This window comes from Burkholderia sp. Ac-20392 (assembly GCF_017104585.1).
Classification (GTDB): Bacteria; Pseudomonadota; Gammaproteobacteria; order Burkholderiales; family Burkholderiaceae; genus Burkholderia; species Burkholderia lata.
This window is the reverse complement of sequence record NZ_JAAGPB010000570.1, coordinates 1-4697: the sequence shown is the minus strand read 5'-3', so window position 1 is coordinate 4697 and position 4697 is coordinate 1. Positions and strand designations below refer to the sequence as shown.

The following is a 4697-nucleotide window of genomic DNA, read 5'->3' as shown; positions in this document are numbered from 1 at the left end:
GCCCCGGTTCGTCCCCCGATACGTCCACGCTGGACCATCGGCTGGCGCCCGTACGACGGGCCTCCCGCACCCGACATGGCAAATCTGCTCACCGCGGTCGAGCGGGTTGGTCATCGACGTTCGCCGTCACAGCGCATAAATTTCCAAGGTTGGCGTGCCTATCCGCACGCCAGCCCGCGCGCAGGCCGGCAACCGGTCGCGCGTTCCTAATTCAGCGTGAGACACAATCGAGCGTGGAGACGACACGATGAGCCTGTCAGAGCCATTGCGTCTGCATGTGCCGGAGCCCACCGGGCGCCCGGGCTGCAAGACGGACTTTTCCTATCTGCATCTATCGCCGGCCGGCGCCGTTCGCCGCCCGCCGATCGACGTTGCCGCGGCGGACACCGCCGATCTCGCCCGCAGCCTCGTGCGCGTGCTCGACGACAGCGGCAAGGCCGTCGGCCCGTGGGCGCCGGATCTCGACGATGCGCGGCTGATCGCCGGCCTGCGCGCGATGCTCAAGACCCGCATTTTCGACGCGCGCATGATGATCGCGCAGCGTCAGAAGAAAATCTCCTTCTACATGTTGAGCCTCGGCGAAGAGGCGATCGGCACCGCGCACGCGATGGCGCTGCGCGACGGCGACATGTGCTTCCCGACCTACCGCCAGCAGAGCATCCTGATCGCGCGCGACGTATCGCTCGAGCGAATGATCTGCCAGCTGATGTCGAACGAAGGCGACCCGCTGAAAGGCCGCCAGCTCCCCGTGATGTACTCGGACCGCGAAGCGGGCTTCTTCTCCATTTCCGGCAACCTCGCGACGCAGTTCATCCAGGCGGTCGGCTGGGCGATGGCGTCGGCGATCAAGGGCGACACGAAGATCGCATCCGCGTGGATCGGTGACGGCGCGACAGCCGAATCCGACTTCCACACCGCGCTCACGTTCGCGCACGTGTACCGCGCGCCGGTCGTGCTGAACGTCGTCAACAACCAGTGGGCGATCTCCACGTTCCAGGCGATCGCGGGCGGCGAAGGCACGACCTTCGCCGGTCGCGGCGTCGGCTGCGGGATCGCGTCGCTGCGCGTCGACGGCAACGACTTCCTCGCGATCTACGCGGCGTCGAGCTGGGCGGCCGAACGCGCGCGCCGCAACCTCGGCCCGACGCTGATCGAATGGGTGACCTACCGTGCGGGCGCACACTCGACGTCGGACGATCCGACCAAGTATCGGCCGAGCGACGACTGGTCCCATTTCCCGCTCGGCGATCCGATCGAGCGCTTCAAGCGCCACCTGATCGTCAAGGGCATCTGGTCGGACAGCGCGCACGAAGCGCTGACGGCCGAGCTCGAGGCCGAGGTGATCGCCGCGCAGAAGGAAGCGGAGAAATACGGCACGCTGGCCGACGACCGGATTCCGTCGCCGGCGTCGATGTTCGACGACGTGTACAAGGAGCTGCCCGCGCACCTGCGCCGTCAGCGCCAGGAACTGGGAGCGTGATCATGGCGCAACAAGAAACCGGCACGGCAACGCAGCCGATGACGATGATCCAGGCGCTGCGCTCGGCGATGGACGTGATGCTCGGGCGCGACAGCGACGTGGTCGTGTTCGGGCAGGACGTCGGCTATTTCGGCGGCGTGTTCCGCTGTACCGAAGGACTGCAGAACAAATACGGCAAGTCGCGCGTGTTCGATGCGCCGATCTCCGAAAGCGGGATCGTCGGCGCGGCGGTGGGGATGGGCGCATACGGGCTGCGCCCGGTGTGCGAGATCCAGTTCGCCGACTATTTCTACCCGGCGTCCGACCAGATCGTGTCGGAAGGCGCGCGGCTGCGCTATCGCTCGGCCGGCCAGTTCATCGCGCCGATGACGATCCGCATGCCCTGCGGCGGCGGCATCTACGGCGGCCAGACGCACAGCCAGAGCCCGGAGGCGATGTTCACGCAGGTGTGCGGGCTGCGCACCGTGATGCCGTCGAATCCGTACGACGCGAAGGGGCTGCTGATCGCATCGATCGAGAACGACGATCCGGTGATCTTCCTCGAACCGAAACGGCTGTACAACGGGCCGTTCGACGGTCATCACGACCGGCCGGTCACGTCGTGGCTCAAGCATCCGGCCAGCGCGGTGCCCGAGGGCTACTACACGGTGCCGCTCGATACGGCCGCCGTGGTGCGTCCCGGCAACGACGTCACGGTGCTGACCTACGGCACGACGGTGCACGTGTCGCTCGCCGCGGCCGAGGAGACGGGCATCGATGCGGAGGTGATCGACCTGCGCACGCTGTGGCCGCTCGACCTCGACACGATCGTCGCGTCGGTGCGCAAGACCGGGCGCTGCGTCGTGGTGCACGAGGCGACGCGCACCTGCGGTTACGGTGCGGAACTGGTGTCGCTGGTCCAGGAACATTGCTTCTACCACCTCGAAGCGCCGGTCGAGCGCACGACGGGCTGGGATACGCCGTATCCGCATGCGCAGGAGTGGGCGTACTTTCCGGGCCCGGCCCGGGTCGGTGAAGCGTTGCGACGCGTGATGGAGGCGTGAGATGGGGATTCATGTCATCAAGATGCCGGATATCGGCGAAGGGATTGCCGAGGTCGAGCTGGTGGCCTGGCACGTGGAAGTCGGGCAGACGATCAAGGAAGACCAGCCGCTCGCCGATGTGATGACCGACAAGGCGGCGGTCGAGATTCCGTCGCCGGTGACGGGCAAGGTGATCGAGCTTGGCGGCCGGATCGGCGAGATGATGGCGGTCGGCAGCGAGCTGATCCGCCTCGAGGTCGAAGGCGACGGCAACCTGAAGGCCGGCGCACCGGTGCGAGAATCAAAGGTAGAAACCGCACCGGTCGCGGCAGCGCCGTCGAAGGCCGTGGCCGACGCGCCGGCGGAATCGTCCGCCAGACCGGCGACGAAGCACGCACCGGCGGAGCCGCGTCGCGCGAAGCATGCCGAGCACGCGGAGCACGCTGCGCCGCCGCGTGCGGCGCTCGCGCCGGGTGAACGGCCGCTCGCGTCGCCGGCCGTACGCCAGCGCGCGTGGGACATGGGCGTCGAGCTGCGCTACGTGCGCGGCACCGGTGAAGCCGGGCGGATCCTGCATGCGGATCTCGATGCGTATGCGGGCACCGGCATCGGTGCGGCGCGCGGATCGCAAGCGCGTGGCTACGCCGAACGCAACGACGAAACCGACGTACCGGTGATCGGCCTGCGGCGTGCGATCGCACGCAAGATGCAGGAAGCGAAGCGCCGCATTCCGCACTTCAGCTACGTCGAGGAGATCGACGTCACCGAGCTCGAATCGTTGCGGACGGAGCTGAATCGCCGCCACGGCGACACGCGCGGCAAGCTCACGCCGCTGCCGCTGCTGATCCGCGCGATGGTGATCGCGCTGCGCGATTTCCCGCAGATCAACGCGCGCTTCGACGATGAAGCGGGCGTCGTCACGCGCTACGGCGCGGTGCACATGGGGGTCGCGACGCAGACGGACGGCGGCCTTACGGTGCCCGTGCTGCGTCATGCCGAAGCGCGCGACGTGTGGTCGATTTCCGCCGAGATCGCGCGGCTCGCCGACGCAGTGCGCGCGAACCGCGCGCAGCGCGACGAGCTGAGCGGCTCGACGATCACGATCTCGAGCCTCGGCGCGCTCGGCGGCATCGTGTCGACACCGGTCATCAATCATCCTGAAGTCGGCATCGTCGGCGTGAACCGCATCGTCGAGCGGCCGATGATCCGCGACGGCGCGGTCGTCGCACGCAAGATGATGAACCTGTCGTCGTCGTTCGACCATCGCGTCGTCGATGGCGCGGACGCGGCCGAATTCATCCAGGCCGTGCGCGCGGTGCTCGAGCGCCCGGCACTGCTGTTCGTGGAGTGAGCGCGATGAAGAATGAACACACCACGCTGCTCGTGATCGGCGGCGGCCCGGGCGGCTACGTCGCCGCGATTCGCGCCGGCCAGCTCGGCATTCCGACCGTGCTCGTCGAGCGCGACCGGCTCGGCGGCACGTGCCTGAACATCGGCTGCATTCCGTCGAAGGCGCTGATCCATGTGGCCGACGCCTTCGAACAGGCCCGCGGCCACGCAGGCGAGGGCGCGCTCGGGATCCGCGTGCGCACGCCCGAGATCGACATCGGGAAAAGCGTCGCCTGGAAGGACGGCATCGTCGACCGGCTGACGCGCGGTGTCGGCGCGCTGCTCAAGAAGAACGGCGTGCGCGTGCTGCACGGCGATGCGCAGGTAGTCGACGGCAAGACCGTCGACGTCGTCGCCGGTGGCCACACGACGCGAATCAGCTGCGAGCACCTGTTGCTCGCGACCGGCTCCGAACCGGTCGCGCTGCCGTCGATGCCGTTCGGCGGGCATGTCGTGTCGTCCACCGAGGCGCTGTCGCCCGAGACGTTGCCGAAGCGGCTGGTCGTCGTCGGGGCCGGGTATATCGGGCTCGAACTCGGGATCGTCTATCGCAAGCTCGGCGTCGACGTCAGCGTCGTCGAAGCGGCGGAGCGCGTGTTGCCGGCCTACGATGCCGAACTCGCGCGGCCGGTCGCCGATTCGCTCGCGCGGCTGGGCGTGCGGCTGTTGCTCGGCCACAAGGTGCTCGGGCTCGCGGAACACGGCGCGGTGCGAGATCGGAAGAGCGTCGTGTAGGGGAAGAGCGTATATCCCGGGTTAGATATCGATTGCTGGCCGTACATGTAAACATAATTAACAGTAGCGCA

3 protein-coding genes and 1 pseudogene are annotated in these 4697 nt (G+C 67.8%); all 4 read left to right on the top strand.

Annotated elements, in window-relative coordinates; genetic code table 11:
* The first annotated feature begins 247 nt into the window (after nt 1-247).
* The gene (locus tag G3N99_RS34690; protein ID WP_174934976.1) at nt 248-1480 is read left to right on the top strand and encodes a 3-methyl-2-oxobutanoate dehydrogenase (2-methylpropanoyl-transferring) subunit alpha; all 1233 of its coding nucleotides are present in this window, start codon (nt 248-250) and stop codon (nt 1478-1480) included.
* Nucleotides 1481-1482: 2 nt separating this feature from the next.
* The gene (locus G3N99_RS34685) at nt 1483-2523 is read left to right on the top strand and encodes an alpha-ketoacid dehydrogenase subunit beta (protein WP_043182180.1); all 1041 of its coding nucleotides are present in this window, start codon (nt 1483-1485) and stop codon (nt 2521-2523) included.
* A gap of 1 nt (nt 2524) precedes the next feature.
* Complete coding sequence (locus G3N99_RS34680) at nt 2525-3853, top strand: dihydrolipoamide acetyltransferase family protein (protein ID WP_206124623.1); 1329 nt, start codon at nt 2525-2527, stop codon at nt 3851-3853.
* 5 nt (nt 3854-3858) lie between these two features.
* Nucleotides 3859-4584, top strand: a pseudogene (locus tag G3N99_RS34675) (FAD-dependent oxidoreductase); the annotation flags it as partial.
* Between the last annotated feature and the right edge of the window lie 113 nt (nt 4585-4697).

Coding starts and splice junctions, on each gene's coding strand:
- G3N99_RS34690 (WP_174934976.1), top strand. CDS start 248: ATGAGCCTGTCAGAGCCATTGCGTCTGCATGTGCCGGAGCCCACCGGG.
- G3N99_RS34685 (WP_043182180.1), top strand. CDS start 1,483: ATGGCGCAACAAGAAACCGGCACGGCAACGCAGCCGATGACGATGATC.
- G3N99_RS34680 (WP_206124623.1), top strand. CDS start 2,525: ATGGGGATTCATGTCATCAAGATGCCGGATATCGGCGAAGGGATTGCC.